Origin of the sequence: Pseudomonas sp. B329 (assembly GCF_023127835.1) — a bacterium.
GTDB lineage: Bacteria > Pseudomonadota > Gammaproteobacteria > Pseudomonadales > Pseudomonadaceae > Aquipseudomonas > Aquipseudomonas synxantha_A.
The window spans coordinates 1-22,543 of the sequence record NZ_SPKP01000009.1 but is presented as its reverse complement, the minus strand read 5'-3'; the positions used below and the strand labels follow the sequence as shown (position 1 = coordinate 22,543).

Genomic DNA, 22,543 nt, shown 5'->3' with positions numbered 1-22,543 from the left:
CGCCCTGAATAAAATCGGGGCGTTTTTTTATGCGTATTGGCCACGGCTACGATGTGCACCGTTTCGCTGAGGGCGATTTCATCACCTTGGGCGGCGTGCGCATCGCACACCACCATGGGTTGCTGGCTCATTCCGACGGCGACGTTGTCTTGCATGCCTTGAGCGATGCCTTGCTCGGCGCGGCGGCATTGGGCGATATCGGCAAGCACTTTCCGGACACCGATCCGACCTTCAAAGGTGCGGACAGTCGTGTGTTGCTGCGCCATGTGGTCGGGTTGATCCATGCCAAGGGCTGGAAGGTCGGCAACGTCGACAACACCATCGTGGCCCAGGCGCCCAAGATGGCCCCCCATATCGAAGCGATGCGTGCGCTGATTGCCGCAGACCTGCAAATTGAACTGGATCAAGTCAACGTGAAAGCCACCACCACCGAAAAGCTCGGATTTACCGGTCGTGAAGAGGGCATCGCCGTGCACTCCGTTGCCTTGTTGCTGCGCGCATGAACGATTTGCAACTGCTGGGCCCGCGGGCCTACGGCGAGGCCTTGGGCAGCGCGGTGCTGAAGGCGACGGCAGAAGACTTCCAGGTTGATGAGGTGCTGGACATTCCGTTGACTGGTGACGGTGAGCACCTGTGGCTGTGGGTGGAAAAGCGCGGCTTGAATACTGAAGAGGCCGCACGGCGTATCGCCAAGGCCGCCGGTGTGCCGCTGCGCACCGTCAGCTATGCCGGGCTCAAGGACCGTCAGGCCCTGACCCGCCAATGGTTCAGCGTACAGTTGCCCGGCAAGGCCGACCCGGACCTGAGCGGTGCGGAAAACGACACCCTCAAGATCCTGAAAACCACCCGCCACAAGCGCAAGTTGCAACGTGGTGCGCATTCGGCCAACGGCTTTACCTTGCGTCTGACCCAACTGGCCGGCGATACCGCCGCCATCGACGCGCGTTTGCAGTTGATTGCCCGGCATGGCATTCCCAATTATTTCGGCGCCCAGCGCTTTGGCCACAACGGTGGCAACGTTGTGGATGCCCGTGAATGGGCTGCTCGCAAGGCCCTGCCGGAGCAACGCAACGTGCGTTCGCGGTTGCTGTCCACCGCTCGTAGCTACTTGTTCAACAAAGTGCTGGCAGCGCGTGTCGCCGACGGTTCCTGGCAGCGCGCCCAGGTGGGTGACCTGCTGGCCTTTACCGACAGTCGCAGCTTTTTCCCTGCCGGGGAGGCTGAATGCAGCGACCCGCGCCTGGCGATCCTGGACTTGCACCCGACTGGCCCACAATGGGGCGAAGGCGACTCGCCGGCGAAAGGTCTTACGCATGATCTGGAACAATCTGTCGCTGCCAGCGAATCCGACCTACGTGATTGGCTGGTGAATGCAGGAATGAGCCAGGAACGTCGCATTCTGCGACTGCCCATTGGCGGGTTGACGTGGCATTATCCCGGGCCTGACATTCTGCAATTGGAATTCGTCCTGCCGGCCGGATGCTTCGCCACTGTCTTGGTGCGCGAGCTTGTTGATCTGGTGCCGGTGGGGCAGACGGACAGCCCATGCGTATTCTGATATCAAACGATGACGGTGCCACCGCACCCGGTCTTGCCGCGCTCTATGCTGCGCTGCAGGATTACGCCGAGTGCGTGGTGGTTGCCCCCGACCAGGACAAGAGCGGCGCCAGCAGTTCGCTGACGCTCGACCGTCCGCTGCACCCGCAGGTTCTGGCCAATGGCTTTATCAGCGTAAACGGCACCCCCACCGACTGCGTGCACCTGGCAATCAACAGTTTGCTGGAGCATGAGCCGGACTTGGTGGTGTCGGGAATCAACCTGGGCGCCAACCTGGGTGATGACGTGCTGTATTCCGGCACCGTGGCGGCGGCCCTTGAAGGGCGCTTCCTGGGGCGCACCGCGTTCGCCTTTTCCTTTGCTTCGCGGCAACTGGATAACCTGGCGACCGCGGCGTATTTCGCGCGCAAGCTGGTGCAGGCCCATGAGTCTCTGGACCTGCCGCCGCGTACGGTACTCAACGTGAATATTCCCAATCTGCCCCTCGACCGTATCCGCGGTATCCAGCTGACGCGCCTGGGCCATCGCGCGCGAGCGGCGGCGCCCCTGAAGGTGGTCGACCCGCGTGGCAAGGAAGGCTATTGGATCGCCGCGGCCGGTGATGCCGAGGATGGCGGGGAAGGCACGGATTTTCATGCGGTGATGCAAGGCTATGTGTCAATTACCCCGTTGCAATTGGATCGCACCTTCAGTGATGCCTTCAGTGGCCTCGATGGCTGGCTGGAGGGACTGCGTTGATGGCTCGTGAACAAGACGACTTGTTGCGCCGTGGCATCGGGATGACTTCCCAGCGCACCCGGGAGCGGTTGATCCAGCGTCTGTACGAAGAAGGCTTGTCCAACGCCCAGGTGCTGGAAGTGATTCGGCGTACGCCGCGGCACCTGTTTGTCGATGAGGCCCTGGCGCACCGCGCCTATGAAGACACGGCGTTGCCTATCGGCCACAACCAGACCATCTCCCAGCCCTACATGGTTGCGCGCATGAGCGAGCTGTTGCTGGCGGCCGGGCCCCTGGACAAGGTGCTGGAGATCGGCACCGGCTCCGGTTACCAGACAGCTGTGCTGTCACAGTTGGTAGAGCGAGTGTTTTCGGTAGAGCGCATCAAGGTGCTGCAGGACCGTGCCAAGGAGCGCCTGGTAGAACTGAACCTGCGCAACGTGGTGTTTCGCTGGGGCGATGGCTGGGAAGGCTGGCCGGCGCTGGCGCCGTACAACGGCATTATTGTCACCGCCGTGGCCACCGATGTGCCTCAAGCTCTGTTGGATCAGTTGGCGCCGGGCGGGCGGCTGGTCATCCCGGTGGGCTCCGGCGAAGTGCAACAGTTGATGCTTATTATCCGCGAGGAAGAAGGTTTTTCCCGGCACGTGCTGGGCGCGGTGCGCTTCGTGCCGCTGTTGAATGGCCCCTTGGCCTGAGCATTTATTCCCTGGCAGTGAATTCTGCTGGCGAGGATGTGTCTTACGCCGGGGTCTATTGAATCAACAGGCTTGGCAGCCGCAATTGAACAAGATGAATTTTTCGTTTCAGTCGGGTGCCAGTAAAAAGCCAATGCCCAGTTATACTTGCGTCATATTTCAAGCCTGATCCAGGCGTTAACGTTCAGCCACCACAAAGGGAGCGGCGGGTGAGTCTCACAGGTCCTGCGCAGCGAATGAGTAAAACAAGCTTTCAGCGACTGGTGCTTGGCCTTGTCTTGAGTTCCTTATTGGCCGCCTGCTCGAGCACGCCATCGGGCGGTGCGCGTGTCGTTGACCGCACCAACGCAGCACCGCAGCGGCCCACGGTGACCACGGGCCAGTATGTGGTGCGCAAAGGCGACACACTGTTCTCCATTGCCTTCCGTTATGGCTGGGACTACAAGGCGCTGGCCGCTCGTAACAACATTCCCGTGCCCTACACCATTCATCCAGGGCAGACCATTCGTTTCGATGGCCGCACAGGTTCGGCGGCTACGGCAGTTGTGACAAAGTCGGGATCTTCGCCATCGTCTTCGAGCAAAACCACCGTCATCACCCGGCCTGCAGGCAGTGCTTCGCCTAGCGTTGCAAGCAAGCCCGCACCCGCGCCGTTGCCACCTGCAGGGCCGGCGCCGACCGGCTGGGGATGGCCTTCAAATGGCGTACTGATTGGAAAATTCTCTTCAAACGGTAGTTTGAATAAAGGCATTGATATCGCCGGGGATTTGGGACAGCCTGTTTTAGCTGCGTCTGATGGGACAGTGGTGTACGCCGGGAGTGGTCTACGGGGCTACGGCGAGCTGGTCATCATCAAACACAGCGATACCTACGTCAGTGCCTACGGTCATAACCGCAGGCTGTTGGTTCGGGAGGGGCAGCAGGTCAAAGTCGGACAGACAATTGCCGAAATGGGTTCAACGGGCACAGACCGGGTGAAACTGCACTTTGAGATTCGCCGCCAAGGGAAGCCTGTAGATCCGCTGCAATTCCTGCCCCGTCGTTGATGTGTTGCACAGCCTGTTCCCTCACGTAGAAGGAACAGGCTCCAGCGTTGCCAAGGATAAAGGCGTCGCTTGAGCTTGAGGTCGAACTCACCAAAGGACTATAACAATGGCTCTCAGTAAAGAAGCGCCGGAGTTTGACATCGACGATGAGGTTCTCCTTATGGAGACCGGCATCGATACGGATCCGATGTCAGATAATGAAGGAGCGGCACCACCTTCAGTTCGTACCAAATCCAGGAACGCCTCCGCGTTAAAGCAACACAAGTACATTGACTACACCCGGGCGCTCGATGCGACTCAGTTGTACCTCAATGAAATCGGCTTTTCCCCTCTGCTCACTCCCGAAGAAGAAGTCCATTTTGCGCGCTTGTCGCAGAAGGGCGATCCGGCTGGGCGCAAACGCATGATTGAAAGCAATCTGCGCCTGGTGGTGAAAATCGCCCGACGCTACGTCAATCGTGGGCTGTCGCTGCTGGACTTGATCGAAGAGGGCAACCTGGGCTTGATTCGGGCGGTGGAGAAGTTCGACCCCGAGCGGGGCTTCCGCTTCTCGACGTATGCCACCTGGTGGATTCGCCAGACCATCGAACGGGCGATCATGAATCAGACCCGCACGATCCGGCTGCCGATCCATGTGGTCAAGGAGCTCAACGTCTACCTGCGGGCGGCGCGTGAGCTGACGCAAAAACTCGATCATGAACCTTCGCCTGAAGAGATCGCCAACCTGCTGGAAAAACCGGTAGGGGAGGTCAAGCGCATGCTGGGCCTTAACGAGCGTGTATCGTCGGTCGATGTCTCGCTGGGGCCGGATTCGGATAAAACCCTGCTGGACACCCTGACGGATGATCGCCCGACCGATCCCTGCGAGCTGTTGCAGGACGATGATCTTTCCCAAAGTATTGACCAGTGGCTGTCAGAGCTTACGGACAAGCAGCGTGAGGTGGTGATTCGCCGCTTCGGCCTGCGTGGTCACGAGAGCAGCACCCTGGAAGATGTAGGCCTGGAGATTGGCCTGACCCGTGAGCGGGTGCGGCAGATCCAGGTGGAGGGCCTCAAGCGCTTGCGTGAGATCCTTGAGAAGAATGGCTTGTCGAGTGAGTCGTTGTTCCAGTAAGCGACGCAGCTTGAAAGCTTGGATGTGGGAGGGGGCACGCCCCCTCCCACATTTTTTATGCCCGGCTTTTGTTCAGGCCTCTCTCAAAATCCAGGCAAAAAAAACCCCGCTTTTAAGGGCGGGGTTTTTTCGACTGAGTCAGTACAAGTTAGATAACTTGAACTTCTTCAGCTTGCATGCCTTTCTGACCGCGGGTAGCGATGAAAGAAACCTGTTGGCCTTCTTTCAGGCTTTTGAAGCCGTCGGATTGGATAGCTTTGAAGTGAACGAACAGGTCGTCACCGGATTGTGGAGTGATGAAGCCGAAGCCTTTTTCATCGTTGAACCACTTAACGGTACCAGTTTGGCGATTAGACATGGTGTAACTCCTTGGACAAAGTTAACTGCGACTCAGGAAAAGCCCTGGCCGAGACTGAGTGCAAAGAGCAGGAAAAATTCTTGGAGATGGTTGGATCGAAATTCAACATATCGTGTAGAGATTCTCAGTGACACAAGCAGCACAGTGGCGCCACCTTAACCCTTTTTCCGGAACGTGCCAATGGTATTTCCGAAGGTTTCTCTATTTTCGTGACTGGCGGTGGTATTTACAGCCATCCCTGACGGCAATCCCGGCCCCGGCCGCGTTGGCTGAGGCTTATAGCGGGCAGGGCTTTGATCAAGAAAACCCTTGCGGCCTTTGAACCCCAAGGCTGGCCCCGGTAAGATGGCCCACAGATTTTTCCACCTCGCTATTCAGGACACCGCCATGAGCATCAAATCGGACAAGTGGATTCGCCGCATGGCGCAGGAACACGGCATGATCGAGCCGTTCGTCGAGCGCCAGATTCGTGGCGAAGGTGATGAGCGGGTGATTTCGTACGGGGTCTCCAGCTATGGCTATGACGTGCGTTGCGCCGATGAATTCAAGGTGTTCACCAACATCAATTCGGCGATTGTCGATCCGAAGAACTTCGATGAAAAAAGCTTCGTCGACGTCAAGAGCGACGTGTGCATCATCCCGCCCAACTCCTTCGCCCTGGCGCGTACCGTGGAATTCTTCCGCATTCCCCGCGACGTATTGACCATCTGCCTGGGTAAAAGCACTTACGCTCGTTGCGGCATTATCGTCAACGTCACCCCGCTTGAGCCGGAGTGGGAAGGTCATGTGACCCTGGAGTTCTCCAACACCACCACCTTGCCAGCAAAGATCTATGCCAATGAGGGCGTGGCACAGATGCTGTTCCTGCAGTCCGACGAGGCTTGTGAAGTGTCCTACAAAGACCGCGCCGGCAAGTACCAGGGCCAACGTGGCGTCACTCTCCCACGCGCTTGATCGAAAGCTCCTACGGTTAAAGGGAATTAGTCTGCACAAAGTGACTCTATTCAGGTGTACTGCCTCGGCGCGTGCAAAACGCGTCGGGCCACGCTTGAGGAGTACCTTATGAAGATCGACCCGCGAATCAGCGCAGAACTCGCCCGGCTTGAACCCAACCAGATTGGTGTTCTGGCCTGGTCCCTGATGGCTAACCCCGCTCACGCGGGCGGCATTCCCCCCGGCCAACCAGAGCCCGATTACCCACAGCCCACCGAACCAGGTGAGCCTACCCTGCCTGACGAGCCACCACCGGCCCCCGTCGCCTGATATTCGGACGGCCGGTCAGCACTTCACTGAATCGGCCAAACGGTTTGATCGCCGATCACAAAGATTCGGCGGTCATCACCCTGCTCCACGGCATAACCTCCCGTAAATGCGCCAAACGCCGGCAGCAGGCTGACCCGCTCACCGATCTGGAAGCACGGCAGGCGCAAGCGCTGACGGCCTTTGCCGCGCAAGCGATACACCGGATGCACGTGCCCCGCCAATACGTGGTGGCTGGGGTGAACGTCGGGTTCGTGTTGCAAGGCGAAAGGGCCCATCAATAGCGGCTCCGGGACCACCTCAATTCTCAAGTCGTCCGGGGGATCGCCGGCGCGTTTATCGTGATTGCCGCGAATCAAGGTCAAGGCCAGTTCGCCATTGCGTGCACGCCAGGCCCGGATCGCGCTGAGGGTGCCGCTGGCGTGAGAACCTGGGCCATGCAGGAAGTCACCGAGAAAGATCAACTGCGCGCACGGCAGTGCCGACAACAGCCTGTCCAGGCGTTCCAGATTCGTCGTGGTGGTGCCCTGGGGCACAGGTTGTCCCAGGCTGCGATAGGCCGATGCTTTGCCAAAGTGCGCATCGGCAATAAGCAGGCACTGACGAGCGGGCCAGTACACGGCCTTGTCCGCCAATAACCACAGTTCTTCGCCTGCAAGCGTCAGTGCACAATGCATCAAGCTTTTCCTTTGTCGGCGACTTTTTCCAGGTCCTTGACCATCCGTGCGATGCGCTCCGACAACTTCTCCGAACTCATGCTTTCGCGCATCCGTTCCACCAACAGCGGGAAGGCCAGGGGCGTGGGCCGCTGAATCGTATGCACGTCCAGTTTCAGTGCCGATAGATGACTTAATGTCTCTTCCAGCCGACGAATATCCAACTCATCGCGCAAGACTTCTTCCCCTGCCTGGGCCAGCAGCAGGTTCTGCGGGTCATATTGCTTGAACACTTCAAAGAATAATCCGCTGGAAGCCTGCACCTGCCGCGTGCTTTTCGGCGAACCGGGATACCCGGCGAACACCAGCCCGGCGATCCGCGCGATTTCGCGAAAGCGGCGCAGGGCCAGTTCTCCTGCGTTAAGGCTGGCGGCCACATCCTCCAGCAAGCGCTGTGGGCTCAGCAACGCCGTATTCAACAACAACGACCAGTTCACTGGCGTGGCGCTCAACAGTTCCAGGCCATAATCATTCACGGCTATGGAGAAGGTCATCGGCTGCTGCTGACTGACCCGCCACGCCAATAAGCTCGCCAAGCCCAGGTGTACCTGACGGCCGGCGAAGGGGTACAGAAACAGGTGCCAGCCTTCTCGCGATTGCAGGGTTTCGGCGAGCAGGTTGTCGCGCGTCGGCAGGCCAGACCAGCGCAGTTGGGTGTGCAACAACGGTTGTACCGCCTGCATCTCCGGGCCGTCGAAGTGCCCATGCGCCGCCGCATCAAAACGTTCGACCACCGCCTGGGCCAGTTCATTGGAAAGCGGCATACGCCCGCCATTCCAGCGTGGCACCGCGGCTTTTTTCGCTCTGCTGCGGCGCACGTAGGCGGTCATGTTTTCCACGCGCACCAATTCCAGCAAACGCCCGGCGAACAGAAACCCATCCCCCGGCTTGAGCCGCGCAATAAAGCCCTCTTCGACACTGCCCAGGTTCTTGCCGCCGCCACCCTTGCTCCAGAATTTCAACTGGATACTGGCATCGCTGACGATGGTACCGACGCTCATGCGGTGACGGCGTGCCAGGCGGGCATCCGGGACACGCCAGATGCCATGCTCATCGGGCTCAACACGGCGGTAATCCGGATAGGCGGTAAGTGACAGGCCACCATGGCGTACAAACCCCAGGGCCCAGGCCCAATCCGCTTCGGTGAGATCGCGATAGGCCCAGGCGCCGCGCACTTCCGCCAGCAGCGCATCCGGGGTAAACCCACCCCCCAGGGCCATGCTGACCAAGTGTTGCACGAGCACATCCAGCGGCTTGTGTGGCGATTCCCGCGCTTCGATGCGCCGCTGCGCAATTGCATCCTGGGCGGCAGCCGCCTCCACCAGCTCCAGGCTATGGGTCGGCACCAGCGTCACCCGTGACGGCCGACCCGGTGCATGGCCGGAGCGCCCGGCGCGTTGCATCAGCCGCGCCACACCTTTCGCGGAGCCGATCTGCAACACTCGCTCCACCGGCAGGAAGTCCACACCCAAGTCGAGGCTGGAGGTGCACACCACCGCCTTGAGCTGCCCATCTTTCAATGCTCGCTCCACCCAATCCCGGGTCTCCCGCGATAACGAGCCGTGGTGCAGGGCAATCAATCCGGCCCAGTCCGGGCGGGCATCGAGAATCGCCTGATACCAGATCTCCGATTGCGCCCGGGTGTTGGTAAAGACCAGGCAACTGCTGCTGGCCTCTACCTCTGCGACCACTTGCGGCAACATCTTCAAGCCGATATGCCCGGCCCAGGGAAAGCGCTCGGTGACGGGCGGCAGCAAGGTGTCGACCTGCAGTGCCTTGGCCGTCTGCCCCTGTACATTGATCCCACCGCCCTGTGGGACCAGAACCTCCAAAGCGTGGGCCTGATTACCCAGCGTCGCGGAAATGCCCCACACCATCAACTCAGGGTGCCAGCGCCGCAAGCGCGCCAGCGCCAGTTGCAACTGCACGCCGCGCTTATTGCCGATCAGCTCGTGCCATTCATCCACGATCACCATGCGCAGGTGCGCCAGGCTCGTCTCACTGTCGGCCCGTGCGAGCATCAGCGTCAGGCTTTCCGGGGTGGTGACCAGAGCGGTGGGTTGGCGGCGGGTCTGGCGTGCGCGCTCGCTGCTGCTGGTGTCGCCGGTACGCAGGCCCACGCTCCAGGGAATTTGCAGGGCGTCCAAGGGTGCCTGCAGTGCACGTGCGGAATCGGCAGCCAAGGCACGCATCGGCGTGATCCACAGCACCGTCAATGGTTCAGCGGGTGGCTTGCGCTTGCCGGTAGCGGGCGGGCGGGTGATGGCGAAACGGTTGAGGGCGGCGAACCACAAGGCATAGGTTTTACCTGCACCGGTACTGGCATGCAGCAGCCCTGACTGGCCAGCCTTGACCGCTGCCCATACATGTTTCTGAAAGGCGAACGGTTTCCAACCTTTGGCGGCAAACCATTGTTTGGCGAAATCGGGGTTTTTTGCCATGCGGCAGCGGACGCTCTGGAGGCTCTATTGCAGAGACCCTCCAGGCGTCACAAAGGTTTACTTCAAATTGCCACTTAGAAACTGCTGCAGGCGCTCGCTTTTCGGATTGCCCAGCACATCCTCGGGGGTGCCTTGCTCTTCCACCAGGCCCTTGTGCAGGAACAGCACCTGGCTTGAGACCTTGCGCGCAAAGCTCATCTCGTGAGTCACCATGATCATGGTGCGGCCTTCCTCGGCCAGGCCCTGGATCACCTTCAACACTTCACCCACCAGTTCCGGGTCGAGGGCCGAGGTGGGTTCATCGAACAGCATCACCTCAGGCTCCATCGCCAGGGCGCGGGCGATGGCTACCCGCTGTTGCTGGCCGCCAGACAGGAACGCCGGGTACTGATCGGCTACACGTGCCGGCAGCCCGACCTTGTCCAGATAGCGGCGGGCGCGGTCTTCGGCGTCTTTCTTGCTGCACCCCAGCACGCGGCGCGGGGCCATGGTGATGTTTTCCAGCACGCTCATATGGCTCCACAGGTTGAAGTGCTGGAACACCATCGCCAGCCGTGTGCGCAAGCGTTGCAGCTCGGCGTCGTCGGCCACGCGCATACCGTGGCGGTCGCTGACCATGCGGATCGCCTGGCCGTCCAGGGTCATGGCGCCATCGTTGGGGGTTTCCAGGAAGTTGATACAGCGCAGGAACGTGCTCTTGCCGGAGCCGCTGGCGCCGATCAGGCTGATCACGTCACCGGTCCTGGCCTTGAGCGAAACACCTTTGAGCACTTCATTGTCGCCATAGCTTTTATGCAGGCCTTCAACGGTCAGTTTGTACATGGGGCGTGCATCCTCAAGTCGAAAGTAGATAGCCGCTGCGGTAGGCCTGCGTGCCGGCGATATGGCCGATGACCATCCCGGCAGTGGCCATGCGTCGCAGCGAACGGGCGTACAGCAGGCCGGTGTGCTCGCAGCGCACCGGCGTTACGCGGTCGGTAATGGGATCGATGATTTCGGCGAGCAGTTGCCCGGCCTCCAGGTATTGACCCGGCAAGGCACTGAACACCAGCAAGCCGCCGACTGGGCTGGTGACGGGCTCCACACCCGCCAATGGCGTGGCCGGGTAAGCCAGGGCGGGCAGGGGCGTCACATCGCCGGTAATGGCGCCGAAGTGGATCAGGTAATCGATGATGGCCTGGCAGTCCAGCGCGGCAAGACCATGGTTTACATCGCCCTGGCCGCGCAGTTCGACGGTCACCGAAAAACTGCCCATGGGAATCGGGAAGCGCTCGCCAAAACGTTGCTGCAACTGCCACCACACCAGGGTGAAACACTCATCAAAGGACTGCCCGCCGGAGTCGGTGGCCAGCAGGTTGGCCTCGGAGCCGAGGTACCGCGCCAATGGCTCTACCTGTGGCCAGGCTTCAGGTGTGGTGTACAGGTGCGCCACGGCTTCGAAGTCGCAATGCAGGTCGAGCACCATGTCGGCATCACAGGCCAGGCGTTGCAGTACCAGGCGTTGGGATTGCAGTTGGGTCTGGGCGGTGTGCGCGGCGAGGGCGCTGGACAATGCGCTGCGGATCAAGCGGGCATTGTGCTGGGGATCATCGCCTAGCAGCTCTTCGACCTGGTTGCCGACCTCTTCGCCAAGGTCGACGAACAGGCGATTGAAGTTCTGCCCGCTTTCCAGTTCATAGCGGCCCAAGGGGATGTCCATCAACACTTGTTCGAGGCCCACCGGGTTGGCGACCGGCACCAGCACGATTTCGCTACGCAAGCGCCCGGCCGCGGCCAACTCGGCCAGGCGTACTTTCAAATGCCAGGCCACCAACATGCCCGGCAATTCATCGGCGTGCAGCGACGACTGGATGTAGACCTTGCCTGCGGCCTGCTGCGGGCCGAAGTGAAAACTGTGGATCTGCCGCGCCGTGCCGGGCACCGGCGCGATCAGGTCATGTCGCTGATGGCGCATGAAGGCTCCTTAGTGGCTCGGCCCGAGAAAGGCCAGCCAGCGGCGCTCCGCCAGGCGGAACAGGCCGACCAGGGCAAAGGTCACCGCCAGGTAGATCAACGCGGCGATGCCAAATGATTGAAAGGTCATGAAGGTGGCGGAGTTGGCGTCCCGTGCCACTTTCAGGATGTCCGGGATCGTTGCGGTAAACGCCACCGTGGTCGAGTGCAGCATCAGGATCACTTCGTTGCTGTAATAGGGCAACGCACGGCGCAGCGCTGACGGCATGATCACGTAGGCGTACAACTTCCAGCCGCTGAGGCCGTAAGCCTTGGCCGCCTCGACTTCGCCATGCGCCATGCTGCGGATCGCCCCGGCGAAAATCTCCGTGGTGTAGGCGCAAGTGTTGAGCGCGAAGGCCAGGATGGTGCAGTTCATCGCGTCGCGAAAAAACGCATCCAGCAGCGGTTGTTCGCGTACGGCGGCAATGCTGTAGATACCGGTGTAGCAGATCAGCAACTGGATATAGAGCGGCGTACCGCGAAACAGGTAGGTGTAGAACTGCACCGGCCAACGTACCAGGCGCTTGCGCGAGACGCGGGCGATGGACAGCGGGATCGACACCAGAAAGCCGATGACCAGTGCAGCCGTCAGCAACCACATCGTCATGGCAAGGCCGGTGACGTGCTGGCCGTCGCTATAAAGGAAGGGGCGCCAGTATTCCTGCAATAGCTCGATCATCGCACTGCCTCCCGGGCGCCGGCGGAGTAGCGACGTTCCAGACGGCGCAAGACAAAGTTGGAGGCGCTGGTGATCAACAGGTAGATCAGCGCGGCGAGTACCAGGAAGTAGAACAGTTGATAGGTACTTTTGCCCGCATCCTGGGCGGCTTTCACCAGGTCTGCCAGGCCGATGATCGATACCAGCGCGGTGGCCTTGAGCATCACCATCCAGTTATTGCCTATGCCCGGCAGGGCGAAGCGCATCATCTGCGGGAAGGTCACGTAGCGAAACCGCTGCCCGCGCTTGAGCCCGTAAGCAGTGGCGGCTTCCAGTTGGCCGCGGGGCACGGCGAGGATAGCGCCGCGAAACGTTTCGGTGAAATAGGCGCCGTAGATAAAGCCCAGGGTGATCACCCCGGCGCTGAACGGGTCGATCTCGATATATTCCCATTCCATGAAGTCGGTAAAGCTGCTGAGCCAGGTTTGCAGGCTGTAGAAAATCAGCAGCATCAGCACCAAGTCGGGCACCCCGCGAATCAGCGTGGTGTAGAGCTGGGCGGGAATGCGCAGGAACGGCAGGCTGGACAGTTTGGCGCTGGCGCCGAGCAGGCCCAGCAGTACGCTGACGGCCAGGGACAGCACCGACAACTTGATGGTCATCCAGGTGCCTTGCAGCAACAGCGGGCCGAAACCCTTCAAGCTGAGCGCGCTCAACCCGAGGGTTTGCAACAGTTCTTCGAACATAAATCAGGACCTATGGCGATAGAAAAGCGCCCCTGCAGGGAGGGGCGCTCCAGGCATTATTTGCCGCTGTACAGGTTCAAATCGCCAAAGTGTTTCTTCTGGATGGTGGCGTAGGTGCCATCATCGTGTAACGCTTTGATACCTTTATCCAAAAGCGCCTTCAGTTCAGTGTTACCTTTTTTGATACCGACAGCAGTTTTCGACGGCAGCAACGGGTCGTCGATGGCGGCGCTGACTTCATAACCGGCGCCAGCCGGCGACTTGAGAAAGCCCAGTTCGGCTTGCAGCATGTCCTGCACCGACGCGTCGAGGCGGCCGGAGGTCAGGTCGGCATACACCTGATCCTGGTTGGCGTAGGCCTTGGTGGTTACCCCGGCTTTGTCCAGCACGGCCTTGGCGTAGGCTTCCTGGATGGTGCCTTGCTCGTAGCCCACGGACTTGCCCTTGAGGGACTCAGGTGTCGAGTAGCCAGCCCCTTTCTTGAACACCAGCGACGTAGGGCCGGAGAACAGCTCGGTGGAGAAGTCGATTGCCTTTTCGCGCACCGGCGTTACGGTCATGGACGAAATCACGCCATCGAACTTGTTGGCCTTAAGGCCTGGGATCATGCCGTCGAAGTCACTTTCAACCCACTTGCACTTGACCTTCAGCTCCGCGCAGATCGCATTGCCCAGGTCGATATCGAAGCCCACCAGGCTGCCGTCGGCGGCTTTGGATTCGAACGGTGCGTAGGACGGGTCGACACCAAAACGCAATTCCTTGTATTCCTTGGCGGTAGCGACACCAGCGGCCATGCACAGAGCCAGTGCAGAAAGGGTCAGCAATGCTTTTTTCATTATGTATTCCCTGGAAACCAAGATAAGCGCTTGTGGCGCGTTTAGGACTGTTACTGAACGGTGTCAGACGCAGCACAAGTAGCAATTTCTGCACCATAGTTCCGGACGGGCTTTTTAAAAGGTGGGATAAGGCAAGGCTGAGTGTAGGAGATGCCCGAAAATGGGCATCTGAAAGTTAGTGCACCATTGCAGGTCTGTGGGGATCCCAATGTGGGAGGGAGCAAGCCCCTCCCACAGGGATTTATGTCAAGTCAGTAGGTCTTGCAGTGTGGCGAGGTTGTCAGCCTCTTCCACCGTCTTGTCCTGACGCCAGCGCAACATGCGCGGAAACCGCACCGCAATCCCGCTCTTATGCCGCTTGGACAGGGCGATACCCTCAAACCCCAATTCAAACACCATGCTTGGCGTCACGCTGCTGACCGGGCCGAACTTCTCCACGGTGGTTTTGCGCACAATCGCATCGACCTTGCGCATTTCCTCGTCGGTCAGCCCGGAATAGGCCTTGGCGAACGGCACCAACGTGCGCTCGCTGCCCGGCGGGCCGTCCCATACCGCGAAGGTGTAGTCGCTGTACAGGCTGGCGCGCCGGCCATGGCCGCGCTGGGCGTAGATCAACACGGCGTCGACGCTGAAGGGGTCGACCTTCCATTTGAACCACAGGCCCATGTCCTTGGTGCGGCCCACACCGTACAGGCCCTTGCGATCCTTGAGCATCATGCCTTCAACACCAAGGCTGCGAGAGGCTTCGCGTTGGGTCGCCAGCGCTGCCCAGGTTGGCCCCTCGATCAGCGGCGAAGGCAACAGCACCGGTTGGTTGCACACAGCGATCACCTGTTCCAATTGCGTGCGGCGCTCGGCCTGGATGTGGTTGCGCCAGTCGTCGCCCTGATACTCCAGCAGGTCGTAAGCGAGCACGGCGACGGGCGCATCCTCAAGCACCTTTTTACTCAGGGTTTTGCGACCGATCCGCTGTTGCAGCAGCGCAAAGGGTTGCACCGCGTCTTTCCACACCACGATTTCGCCATCGATCACCGTGCCGTCGGGCAGGCCACTGACCAGGCTGTGAAGCTCGGGGAAACGCTCGGTCACCAACTCTTCGCCTCGTGACCAGATCCACAGGCGCCCCTCGCGCTTGACCAACTGCGCACGGATGCCATCGAACTTCCATTCCACCTGCCAGTCGGCGGGGGGGCCGAGCAGGCTGTCGAATTGCTCGACGGGTTGCGCCAGCCCGTGGGCGAGAAAAAACGGATACGGCTGCCCGCCACGTTGTGCATGTTCGTCGGATGATTCGGCAGCGATCAGCTTGAGATAACCCTCGGCTGTAGGACGGTTGGACAGGTCGGTATAGCCCACCAACCGCTGCGCCACGCGCTTGCTATCCAGATTGGCCATGGCGGCAAGGGCGCGGGTAACCAGCAGCTTGGAGACGCCGACGCGAAAGCTGCCGGTGATCAACTTGATGCACACCATCAGGCTCGGTTGATCCAGTTGCGCCCATAGCGCCGGCAGGCGCGCGGCAAGGTCCATGGGCGATAGACCGCGCAGCGGCAGCAGTTTTTCTTCCAGCCACACGGCAAGCCCGTCTTCAGAGCTGTAGGTCGATTCGGGGAGCAGCAGGGAGATGGTTTCGGCCAGGTCGCCTACGGACTGGTAGCTCTCTTCGAACAACCACGGCTCGATGCTCGCCGCCTCAGTCGCCATATCCCTGAGCAAGCGTGTGGGCACCAGTTGCCGTGGTCGCCCTCCGGAGAGGAAGTACACCGCCCATGCCGCATCTTCCGGCGGCGCTTGCAGAAAGTAGGCTTGCAGGGCTGCGAGCTTGGCATTGCTGGAGGTGGTGGCGTCAAGGTTGGCGTACAGCTCGGCGAAGGCTTTCATGCCGTGGCCTCTTCTTCGTCATCACCGTATTCGGTGCTGAAGCCCTGGGCGTCCAGGCCCTTTTCTCGCAGGTGGCGTACCAGCACGCCGACCGAACCGTGGGTAACCATCACCCGTTCGGCGCCGGTTTGTTCGATGGCCCACAGCAGCCCGGGCCAATCGGCATGGTCTGACAGTACAAAGCCGCGATCCACCCCACGCCGGCGCCGTGTACCGCGCAGGCGCATCCAGCCGCTGGCGAAGGCGTCGCTGTAGTCGCCAAAACGGCGCATCCAGGTGCTGCCGCCGGCGGAGGGCGGGGCGATGATCAAGGCTTGGCGCAGCAACGGGTCGGTCTTCTTGAAATCCCCGGCATACAGGGTTTCGGGAATGTAGATGCCGGCCTCGCGGTAGACCCGGTTCAACGGCTCGACGGCGCCATGGCTGAGGATCGGACCGATGCTGGCGTCGAGGCCATGCAGAATGCGCTGGGTCTTGCCGAAGGAATAGCAGAACAGCACGCTGGCCTTGCCAGTGGCGATATTGGCCTGCCACCAGTCATTGATCCCGGCAAAGATCTGCGCTTGGGGCTGCCATCGGTAGATCGGCAGGCCAAAAGTGGATTCGGTGATAAAGGTGTGGCAACGCACCGGTTCGAAAGGCGCACAGGTGCCATCGGGTTCGACTTTATAGTCGCCGGACGCGACCCAGACTTCACCCTGATATTCCAGGCGCACCTGAGCCGAACCGAGCACGTGCCCGGCCGGATGGAAACTCAAGGTCACGCCGTGATGCAGCAACTGCTCGCCATAGGCCAGGGTTTGCAGGTTGATGTCCTGGCCCAGGCGCCAGCGCAGGATACCTTCGCCGGGGGCCGCGGCCAGGTAATGTTGGTTGCCGGTGCGCGCATGATCGCCGTGGGCGTGGGTGATCACGGCGCGCTCCACCGGGTGCCAGGGGTCGATATAAAAATCACCCGCAGGGCAATAGAGGCCTTCGGGGCGGGCGATGACGAGGTCCATGGGGTGACCGGGGAGATGGGCTTGTTAGTTATGAGGCGGGGCTGGGTGTAGAAGTTCTATCTGAATGCATGGGATCCAAATGTGGGAGGGGGCGTGCTCCCGATAGCAGTAGTTCAGTCAATGAATGTGTTGACTGTCACACCGCTATCGGGAGCAAGCCCCCTCCCACATTTGGATTCGGTTTCTGCTGGGAAACCGGGTTACTTGCCGGGCGTGAGGGTCAACCTGGCCTTGCCGTACACCTTTTCAAAGTTCTGCGGCTGCATCGGGAAACTCAGGTATTGCGCCTTGAGCGACGGGTCAATGCCGTTGGCATAGTTCGGGCTGGCCGGGTTGCCGGACTGGCCGATACCGCCCTGGCCCAGCATGGGTTCGGCCAGGCCGAAGTCGATGATCATGCGCAGCGCCGACACCTGGGTGGTGTTGAAATCCTCGCCCCAGTTATACGGCGCCGGGTTCAAGGTGTTGTGGTCGCCACCACTGGCGAAGGGGCCGCGAATCACCTGGCCACTGGTGTTTTTCCAGGTGGTGCTGTGCAGCTTGCCCCACTGCCAGGCTTTGTGATCGGCACCCAGTTGGCTGTCACCGGCAGTGATAGCGGCGGCAAGCGTGCGGGCCAGGATCGCCGGTTTGTCTTCTTTTTGCGCGGTCCGCGTGTCATCCCAGAACGGGCTGTCTTCGCGGCCCAGCAGGTGGTCGGCGATGGCTGAGTAGGACAGGCTGGCGTTGCTGACAAAGGCTTTCCAGCTGGCGCTGCCTTGCGGGCCGAGTTTGTCGAGGAAAATCTGCCTGGCGCTTTCCTGCAGGAACAGCTCGTAGATCGCCGCGTCAGCCGAGGTTGGCGCAAGGCGACCATCGAATGCCATCAGGCGCTCCAGTGCTTCGCGAGCCTTGGCGCGCTCCGCTGGCGGCAGGGCGTCGATTGCCTGTTTGAGCGGCTGGGCCATGCCCGGGGCCTGGAACATGCTCTTGAGCTTGGCGGCGAAGGTCGTGGTCTGGTCGTATTGCATGGCAATCAGGCTGCGGCTGTCATGCTTGCCGGCACCGGCCAATTGCGCCAGACGTTCGCTGCGCTCCGGTGCGTCCCAGGAGTTGGACAACTGCATCCCGTAGCCACGCGGTGCGGTGCGCTGGTTGGCCGTGCCGATCCAGCCCTGGGCCGGGTCCTGGTCGTAGGGGTGCAGCATCGCATCGGCATAACCGTCCCAGTCAAAGCGCGTGTCCCAACCCGGCGATGGCAACAGGCCCTCGCCCTCGCGGCGGTTGGGGAAGCGACCGGTGACTTGCCAGCCGATATTGCTGGCGTCGGCAAAGATCATGTTCAACGCGATGGCGCGAATCTCGCGAGTGGCGTCCGAGGCCTTGCCGGCGTTTTGCGCACGGGACAGGTCGAAGAACGCGTCCAGGCTCTTGTCTTCCTTGAAGTCGGCAGTCTGCAGGGCCAGGCCAAGACTGCTGGTGAGGGCCTGGCTGCTATTGAGCAGCGCGCCGTGACGGGTTTCGTACACCGTTTCGCGAATCGAGCGCTGGCCCTTGATAAAGAAGGTTTCGTTGCGCACGCCAGCCGGCAGCCATTTGCCGTTGTTCTCGTAGTACAACGCGTTGCCCTGGCGCTTGACCTTCTCCAGGAACAGGTCCTGGGTGTCGCCCTTGACCGCGCTCATGCTCCACGCCACCTTGCCGTTGAAACCGGATAGCAGGGTCGGCAGGCCAGCGATCGAAGCACCCACGGCCTGATATTTAGGCGCGCGAATCTGCACGTAGCTCCATGGCGACGGGGCTTGTGGCGTGGCGGCGATATCGTTGGCCAGCAGGCTTTTGCCGCTGCGGCTGCGTTGCGGGGCGATGGCCCAGTTGCTTGAGGTGGTGACCCCGAGCGTGTTGAGGCCGCTCAACTGCTGGCTTACCGTGTCCAGGGCGGCGAGGCCGCTGATCTGCCCCAGGTTCACGCCCTTGAGCTTGTCGGCCTCGGCCAGCGGCACGGCTTCGTCCGGCGCGCTTGGGATGAGCCAGGCGAGTTTGTCGACGCCGACCTTTTGCGCCAGCACCAAGGACGAAATCTCTTCCTGCAGGTTGCTCGACTCGCTGAAATTGAGCAGGCAGAACAGCAGCGCCGAGTCTTCCGGCTTCCAGTATTCGGGTGTGTAACCGCTTTGGGCCAGGTCCGCCGGCAGCTTGTCGCGATAGCGGAACAGGTAGGCATTGACGCCCCGGGCATACACTTCAAAGAAGCGCTTGAGGCGCGGCGACGAGGCGTTGTACAGCTCGCCCGCGCTTTTCTTGAGGTTGACCGCACGCATGAAACGGTCGACATCCAGCACTTGCGGCCCGGACATTTCCGCCAGGCGGCCCTGTGCCAGCAGGCGCAAAGTGACCATCTGGGTAATGCGGTCGCTGGCGTGCACATAACCAAGGCTGAACAGCGCGTCGTGGAAGGTGTTGCTTTCGATCAGCGGCATGCCTTGGGCATTACGGCGTATCGATACATTCTGTGCCAGGCCCTTGATTGGCTGTACGCCAGCCACGGGTGGCAGGGTGTCCTGGGTGTTCTGGAGCTGGCAACCCGCCAGGCCCAAGGCACTGGCCACTGCCGCGGCAACGCCGAACCGGGGAAGAAAGTGTAAGAGGGCTGGCGAGGCCATGGCAAAGCTCCTGCGGGGGGTAGCGTCAGTAAAGGCGCTACGTTAGTGAGCGCGGCGAAACGACGCAAGCGGGAGTTGTGTAATTGCGTGAGTGCTCAAGCTATGTGCAAATCAATGTAGGAGGGAGAAAGCCCCCTCCCACATTTTGATCATCAGTGCGGCTTATGCGCCATGGCACTTCTTGAATTTCTTCTCGCTGCCGCACGGGCACGGATCGTTGCGGCCAACATCCTTCAAGGCGTTGCGCACCGGTTCCTGGTGAGCGTGGCCGCAGTTCGGCCCGTGGACATGGCCGTGGTCGTGATCATGGTGATCGTGATCGTGGTTGCAGTCAGGACCATGGACATGGGGTTGCTGAGTCATCGATGTTGCTCCGGAATAAAATCGCCGGGGATTATCTCGCCATTGTGAGCCACCTGCACGTCATTACCGATGAATAATCCGGTTTTCAGCTCGCCCTCCAGGCGATAGGGCACGGGGCGCTCGGGATTTTTCAGCATCTGCACCACATCGCGTACGCGTGGCCAGAGGTTGGTACGTACCGAGACCCGGAAGACTTTATGACCGCGCGGCGGCACGGTCAGCCATTCATTGGATTCGCCTTCGGTCAACACCAGATCGCCAAGGGTGACCTTGTAGATCAGGCCGCGCACGGTCAGGTCGGCATCGTCGCGGTTGTCCACGCGAAAGTAGAGTTTGAATTTCTGCTCCAGCAGCTTGGCGCGCACGACTTCGACCTTCACCAGCGATACGTGAGGCGGCGGCGAGTCATCTTCGAACCACGAGGCGCAGCCGGTCAGGCCCAGGGTTAACGCCAGCATCAAGCTATAAATCCGAAGCATGGCGTTATCCCTGTGAGTGAATTAAAGGTAGCTGGAACAGCACTTCTTGAACTTCTGCCCACTGCCGCACAGGCACGGGTCATTACGCCCGGCCTTCAGTTCCACCGTCGGGTCTATGAAGTACCAGCGCCCCTCATTCTGTACGAAAGAAGACTGCTCGCGGTGGCTATGTTCGCCGGTGCTGTCATGCCAGCGCGCAGTAAAGGTGACGAATGCGTGTTCCGGCTGGCCGCCGAAGACCTCGGAGCTTTCCACCTCGAGGCCCAGCCAGGTGCTCTGCGCACTCCAGGCGGCGATGGCGTCGCGGTCCAGACCGGCCTGTTGCGCGGGCAGGGTGGTGGTCACCAGGTAATCGACCAGGCCCAGCACATAGGCGCTGTAGCGCGAGCGCATCAACGCACTGGCACAGGGCGCCGGGTGGCCGGCGTGATAATGGCCGCAGCAGGCATCCAGCAGATTGCCGCTGCCGCACGGGCAAATGGATGTACTCATCGGGTTACCACCAATACTTTCCAAAATTCTCCGGGTTGGCCCAGAAGCGTGCGTTGAGCCAGTCGGGCACTTGTTTATAGTCAAGCAGATCATAGGTAAACAGCGTCAGAACTTGCTCATCGCGCTGGAATCGCTCGCCGGCTTGCAGGGCCAGGGAAAAGAAGTCGGTGTCCTTCCATTCGCAGGCGCGCAGGTCGACCAGCACCGCGATCCGGCTGGCATTGAGGTTTCGAATGCCGCCCAGAAGCGTCAGACCTTGAGGCTTGGGCAAGTGTTCAAGGCAATCGACTACCAGCGCCAAATCAAAACGCTGCGCTGCCAGTTCGGCAGGCAGTGCCCCAGGTGCGGCGACACAGACGTTCACATCCGGGTGCGCGGTTTTAAACGCCTCCAGCGCCGGAAACTGGCTGGCGCCCAATAACAGCAGGCGTTTGGGCTGGTGCAATTCAAGCAGGGCAGCCAGGGCTTGCTGGGGTGTACGGGAAGAAATTCCAGCGGTCATTGCAGATCCTCACATCAGGACGGTAGAGACTAGCGCGGCTGGGCGTGCGAGCCTAGGACATTGCGGTCAGGGCCACGGCGGCTTGTACCGTACCTGCGGAAGTTTTTTGATCCTTCACTGGCAAATCGCCGGTAGAAGTCGTTACTGTGCGCTCAAAGAAAAATTTGAAAGTACTCAGGAGCCCCATGATGCGTAAGGTTTTTCTGTTGGCCCTGTTGGTCAGCCCCATTGCCCTGGCCCAGAGCGTCAGTGTCGAAACCAACTCGTTGATGCGCTTGCCCAGCAGTACCAGCGTGTTGCAGCTTGAGCGCCTGGACGTGGCGGACTATGGCACTTTGCTGATTCCGGCCACTATCAGTCAGGTCACTGTGGATGAGTTGCACCTGGGGCGTGACGCACGCATCACCATTGTTCCCGGCGCTAGCGCGCTGCAAATGCAAGTGCGCCAGGCGCAACTGGAGCAGGGTAGCCAGATCACGTCCCGCGGCGCCCCCGGCACCCATGAAAAACCTGCCAAGGCTGGGCGTGACCTGACCTTGCGGATCAATTCCCTCACTGCTGAAGCGTTGTCGGTAGACGCCCGCGGCGGTGCCGGTGCCCAAGGGTACGCGGGCCTGGATGGCGCCAACGGCGTGGACCCAGGCTGCACCTGGGGTTCGGCCGGGCGCGGGTTTAACGGTGACAACGGCGGTGACGGCCTGCCGGGTGCGGCGGGCGCACAGGTACGCCTGGAATTGCCGCAGGACTTCCCGATTGAGCAAATCAAGGTCTGGGTGGACGGCGGTGCCGGTGGGTTGCCTGGCGTGGCGGGTAAACCTGGCAAGGGTGGGCAGTCCAAGGGCTGCCTGGTGTACCGCGCCGATGGTGGCGACAAGGGTCGGCCGGGGCTTGAAGGGCAGCCGGGGCCGGCTGGGCCTGCGGGGGCGGTGACTATTCAGCGGCTCTGAGTCGACTGTTCCGACTTGCCCCCGATGGCGGCCTTAGGGCCGACCAGGATGCTGGATCAGACCGAGTACATATCCGTTATTTGGGTAACGGCTG

24 protein-coding genes are annotated in these 22,543 nt (G+C 60.8%); 9 read left to right on the top strand and 15 right to left on the bottom strand.

What is annotated here, in order from left to right:
* Positions 1–29 precede the first annotated feature (29 nt).
* From ispF to rpoS, 6 genes are all read left to right on the top strand, one after another.
* Positions 30–503 (top strand): 2-C-methyl-D-erythritol 2,4-cyclodiphosphate synthase, encoded by a 474-nt coding sequence (gene ispF / locus E4P00_RS05865; protein WP_032877363.1) that lies wholly within the window; start codon positions 30–32, stop codon positions 501–503.
* Positions 500–1,558, top strand: a complete 1,059-nt coding sequence (gene truD, locus E4P00_RS05860) for a tRNA pseudouridine(13) synthase TruD (RefSeq protein WP_032877362.1) — start codon at positions 500–502, stop codon at positions 1,556–1,558. The genes ispF and truD overlap by 4 nt, the downstream gene beginning before the upstream one ends.
* On the top strand, positions 1,546–2,295 hold the full coding sequence (surE, locus tag E4P00_RS05855) for a 5'/3'-nucleotidase SurE (RefSeq protein ID WP_005785760.1): 750 nt from the start codon (positions 1,546–1,548) through the stop codon (positions 2,293–2,295). Before truD ends, surE begins: the two co-directional genes overlap by 13 nt.
* A gap of 41 nt (positions 2,296–2,336) precedes the next feature.
* Complete coding sequence (locus E4P00_RS05850) at positions 2,337–2,972, top strand: protein-L-isoaspartate(D-aspartate) O-methyltransferase (protein WP_010176736.1); 636 nt, start codon at positions 2,337–2,339, stop codon at positions 2,970–2,972.
* Positions 2,973–3,181: 209 nt separating this feature from the next.
* Entirely contained in the window at positions 3,182–4,018 is an 837-nt protein-coding gene (locus tag E4P00_RS05845; RefSeq protein WP_032877360.1) for a peptidoglycan DD-metalloendopeptidase family protein, read from the top strand.
* A 106-nt stretch (positions 4,019–4,124) separates the two neighbouring features.
* Positions 4,125–5,132, top strand: a complete 1,008-nt coding sequence (rpoS, locus tag E4P00_RS05840) for an RNA polymerase sigma factor RpoS (RefSeq protein WP_078820476.1) — start codon at positions 4,125–4,127, stop codon at positions 5,130–5,132.
* 148 nt (positions 5,133–5,280) lie between these two features.
* On the opposite strand, the gene E4P00_RS05835 is transcribed toward rpoS, so the two are convergent.
* Entirely contained in the window at positions 5,281–5,490 is a 210-nt protein-coding gene (locus tag E4P00_RS05835) for a cold-shock protein (protein WP_002554837.1), read from the bottom strand.
* Positions 5,491–5,877: 387 nt separating this feature from the next.
* On the opposite strand from E4P00_RS05835, the gene dcd reads away from it, so the two are divergent.
* Positions 5,878–6,444, top strand: a complete 567-nt coding sequence (gene dcd, locus E4P00_RS05830) for a dCTP deaminase (protein WP_003189215.1) — start codon at positions 5,878–5,880, stop codon at positions 6,442–6,444.
* A 108-nt stretch (positions 6,445–6,552) separates the two neighbouring features.
* Positions 6,553–6,753 carry a hypothetical protein gene (locus E4P00_RS05825; protein WP_032877358.1) on the top strand — a complete coding sequence of 67 codons (201 nt, stop codon included), beginning with the start codon at positions 6,553–6,555 and terminating at the stop codon, positions 6,751–6,753.
* Positions 6,754–6,776: 23 nt separating this feature from the next.
* On the opposite strand, the gene pdeM is transcribed toward E4P00_RS05825, so the two are convergent.
* The 14 genes from pdeM to E4P00_RS05755 form a co-directional block, all read right to left on the bottom strand.
* The gene (gene pdeM / locus E4P00_RS05820) at positions 6,777–7,427 is read right to left on the bottom strand and encodes a ligase-associated DNA damage response endonuclease PdeM (RefSeq protein WP_078820477.1); all 651 of its coding nucleotides are present in this window, start codon (positions 7,425–7,427) and stop codon (positions 6,777–6,779) included.
* Positions 7,427–9,907 (bottom strand): ligase-associated DNA damage response DEXH box helicase, encoded by a 2,481-nt coding sequence (locus E4P00_RS05815; RefSeq protein WP_248130903.1) that lies wholly within the window; start codon positions 9,905–9,907, stop codon positions 7,427–7,429. Before E4P00_RS05815 ends, pdeM begins: the two co-directional genes overlap by 1 nt.
* Positions 9,908–9,964: 57 nt before the next feature.
* On the bottom strand, positions 9,965–10,729 hold the full coding sequence (locus tag E4P00_RS05810) for an ATP-binding cassette domain-containing protein (RefSeq protein WP_005785775.1): 765 nt from the start codon (positions 10,727–10,729) through the stop codon (positions 9,965–9,967).
* 13 nt (positions 10,730–10,742) lie between these two features.
* The gene (locus E4P00_RS05805) at positions 10,743–11,861 is read right to left on the bottom strand and encodes a succinylglutamate desuccinylase/aspartoacylase family protein (RefSeq protein ID WP_248130901.1); all 1,119 of its coding nucleotides are present in this window, start codon (positions 11,859–11,861) and stop codon (positions 10,743–10,745) included.
* A gap of 9 nt (positions 11,862–11,870) precedes the next feature.
* Positions 11,871–12,581 (bottom strand): ABC transporter permease, encoded by a 711-nt coding sequence (locus E4P00_RS05800; protein WP_005785779.1) that lies wholly within the window; start codon positions 12,579–12,581, stop codon positions 11,871–11,873.
* Entirely contained in the window at positions 12,578–13,306 is a 729-nt protein-coding gene (locus E4P00_RS05795; protein WP_005785781.1) for an ABC transporter permease, read from the bottom strand. Before E4P00_RS05795 ends, E4P00_RS05800 begins: the two co-directional genes overlap by 4 nt.
* A 56-nt stretch (positions 13,307–13,362) precedes the next feature.
* Positions 13,363–14,142 (bottom strand): transporter substrate-binding domain-containing protein, encoded by a 780-nt coding sequence (locus E4P00_RS05790; RefSeq protein WP_005785784.1) that lies wholly within the window; start codon positions 14,140–14,142, stop codon positions 13,363–13,365.
* A 246-nt stretch (positions 14,143–14,388) separates the two neighbouring features.
* The gene (locus E4P00_RS05785) at positions 14,389–16,023 is read right to left on the bottom strand and encodes an ATP-dependent DNA ligase (protein ID WP_032877353.1); all 1,635 of its coding nucleotides are present in this window, start codon (positions 16,021–16,023) and stop codon (positions 14,389–14,391) included.
* Positions 16,020–17,024 (bottom strand): ligase-associated DNA damage response exonuclease, encoded by a 1,005-nt coding sequence (locus tag E4P00_RS05780; protein ID WP_248130899.1) that lies wholly within the window; start codon positions 17,022–17,024, stop codon positions 16,020–16,022. Before E4P00_RS05780 ends, E4P00_RS05785 begins: the two co-directional genes overlap by 4 nt.
* A 200-nt stretch (positions 17,025–17,224) precedes the next feature.
* Entirely contained in the window at positions 17,225–19,666 is a 2,442-nt protein-coding gene (locus tag E4P00_RS05775) for a penicillin acylase family protein (RefSeq protein ID WP_248130897.1), read from the bottom strand.
* 162 nt (positions 19,667–19,828) lie between these two features.
* The gene (locus tag E4P00_RS05770) at positions 19,829–20,029 is read right to left on the bottom strand and encodes an SEC-C metal-binding domain-containing protein (RefSeq protein WP_003189235.1); all 201 of its coding nucleotides are present in this window, start codon (positions 20,027–20,029) and stop codon (positions 19,829–19,831) included.
* Positions 20,026–20,508, bottom strand: a complete 483-nt coding sequence (locus tag E4P00_RS05765) for an LEA type 2 family protein (RefSeq protein WP_005785795.1) — start codon at positions 20,506–20,508, stop codon at positions 20,026–20,028. Before E4P00_RS05765 ends, E4P00_RS05770 begins: the two co-directional genes overlap by 4 nt.
* A gap of 21 nt (positions 20,509–20,529) precedes the next feature.
* Complete coding sequence (locus tag E4P00_RS05760) at positions 20,530–21,000, bottom strand: YchJ family protein (RefSeq protein WP_248130895.1); 471 nt, start codon at positions 20,998–21,000, stop codon at positions 20,530–20,532.
* 4 nt (positions 21,001–21,004) lie between these two features.
* On the bottom strand, positions 21,005–21,502 hold the full coding sequence (locus E4P00_RS05755) for a DUF6231 family protein (protein ID WP_248130893.1): 498 nt from the start codon (positions 21,500–21,502) through the stop codon (positions 21,005–21,007).
* Positions 21,503–21,690: 188 nt separating this feature from the next.
* Between E4P00_RS05755 and E4P00_RS05750 the strand changes: the two genes are divergently transcribed.
* Entirely contained in the window at positions 21,691–22,449 is a 759-nt protein-coding gene (locus E4P00_RS05750) for a collagen-like protein (RefSeq protein ID WP_078820485.1), read from the top strand.
* Positions 22,450–22,543 lie beyond the last annotated feature (94 nt).